We start from the raw sequence: 2036 nt of genomic DNA, 5'->3' as shown, positions 1-2036 counted from the left end.
CGAACGCGCAGCGCATCCGGCACGCCGTGTCGATCGACGAGCGGCGCCGGCCCTTCCGCGAGTACCTCGTCGAGACGGAGAACCCGGCGAGCCTCGAAGAGGTGTGGTTCGCAGGCGTGCACTCGGACGTCGGCGGCACATATCCCGACGACGAGGGCCTGTCGACGATCACGCTGCGGTGGATCATGGAGGGCGCTGTCGCCGAGGGCCTCGAGATCAACCCGCGGCGGGCGGCGAACGCGTTCGCGAAGGGGAATCCGGCGGGCAAGGCCCACCGGAACTCCTGGATCTGGTCGCTCCTCATCCCGCGCCGTCGTCCCATCCCCGACGGCGCCGTCCTGCACGCGAGCGTGCGGCAGCGGATCGATGCCGGCGGGTACTCCGTGCGGCTGCCCGCGACGTATCACTGGGACGACCAGCTCGCCCCCGCGGAGCCGGTCGCGGCTGTCGAGGGCGCGCCGGCCCGACCTGCGCCGCCGGCACCGGCATCGGCCGCGCCGGCAGAGCCCGCCGAGCGGGAGCCGGCATGAGCACCGCGGCGGATCGGCGCGCGGCGGCCGCGCTCGTCGCTGCGGGGCTGGATGCCGCAGCCGCCGCCGCGCTCGAGGCGGGTGCGCGGTCGGTGGGTCCCGCCGTGTGGACGCCGCCGTCGCCCGCAGCCCCGCAGGGACCGATCACGGACGACCTGATCACCCGCCTGCTCGTCTCGTGGGACGCCCCGGACGGGCAGGTCGTGCGCCTGCTCGTCGCCGATCCGGTCGACGCGGGAGGACTGGCGGCGTGCCCGGCCGTCGCCTCCGTCGTCCGTCCGACCCAGCGTGCCGCGGATGCGCTGCACCGGCGCTCCTGGTCGTGGCCGACGCGCGTCGGCGTCGCCGACGACGATCTACGGGCGGCGCTCGTCGGGGGAGCTCTCCTGGACATGAGCGACGTGCGCTCCGAGCCGGGCGCGGTCGACGTCCTCGTGCTGCGGGCGACGCCGGCGGATGCCGCGGCCTTCGCCACCGCGAACCGCCCCGTCGCGAATGCCGTGGTCTGCATCGAGGAGACCGAGGGCGACCCGACGGCGCGGGAGGCGGCGCTCGCCGCCCTGCGTCTGGCCACCGCGGCCGTGCTCACCGCGGTGATCCCCGAGACGCCGGCGCCGAGCGACGTCGCCGCGCAGCTCAGCGCCGTGGTCGCCGGTCTCGCACGAGGACGGCCGATCGACGTCGCGCTGACCGCGGCGTTCGGGCGCGGCATCCGGATCGAGGCAGAGCCGGCGGCGCTCGACGAGGCGGAGCTGCCCGTCGTGCTGGGCGCGCGGGCGCGTCAGGCGCGCCACGACCTGCGCGTGTTCGCGCGCGCGGCGCGGCCCTCCCCGGAGGCCGGGGCGATCGTCCCGCCGCCCGTGGTGGCGCCGCCGATGCCGGTCCCACCGCCGCCGGTCGGCGTCGAACCGCCTGCGGCCGTCGAACCGCCGCTCGGCGCAGATCTCGCCGAGCCGCCTGTCGGTGCCGAACCGCCCGCAGCGGACGCGTTCGACCCGGCCGCCGCGGTCGCAATGGCCGATCGCCTCGACGACCTGGCCGTCTTCGCGGCCGAACCGGCCGAGCCGGCCCTGGTCGACTCCCGTGCGGTCGGTGCGGCGAGGGTGCGCCGGCGGCTCGACGCCCAGATCGCCGCAGCCGCCGCTGACGTGCCGCGACTGCTGCAGGCCTACGTACGCGACCCCGAGACACCGGTCGACGCCGTGCCGGCCGCCGGGTTCGCGAACGTCCTGCGACCGGGGCCGAACGCGGTCGACGTCTTCGTCGGCCCGGAGGAGGTGGCCGCGCTGCACGGACGGGAGACTCCAGACGAGGCGATGGGCTTCGGTGATCCCGCCGTGGCCTCGGCGCGGCTCACGGTCGTGCTGGCGCCCCTGGTGCCGATCGGCGAGGCCGTCCAGGCGGAGCTCGTCGTGCCGCGCGTGGGCCGCAGTGCGACCGCGCGGCTGACGTGGACGATCCCGGACCACGGCGTCGTGCAGGCGCGCCTCGTGCTGCTGCACCGCA

2 protein-coding genes are annotated in these 2036 nt (G+C 76.6%); both read left to right on the top strand.

Going from position 1 to position 2036, the window contains the following annotated elements:
- A partial coding sequence (locus BGO37_RS12075) for a DUF2235 domain-containing protein (RefSeq protein WP_291755222.1) occupies nucleotides 1-530 on the top strand: 530 nt, incomplete at its 5' end.
- A partial coding sequence (locus BGO37_RS12070; protein ID WP_291755220.1) for a hypothetical protein occupies nucleotides 527-2036 on the top strand: 1510 nt, incomplete at its 3' end. The genes BGO37_RS12075 and BGO37_RS12070, both read left to right, overlap by 4 nt.

The organism is Cellulomonas sp. 73-92 (genome assembly GCF_001898175.1).
Classification (GTDB): Bacteria; Actinomycetota; Actinomycetes; order Actinomycetales; family Cellulomonadaceae; genus Cellulomonas.
The sequence above is the reverse complement of the archived record's forward strand: the minus strand, read 5'-3'. Positions and strand labels throughout refer to the sequence as shown.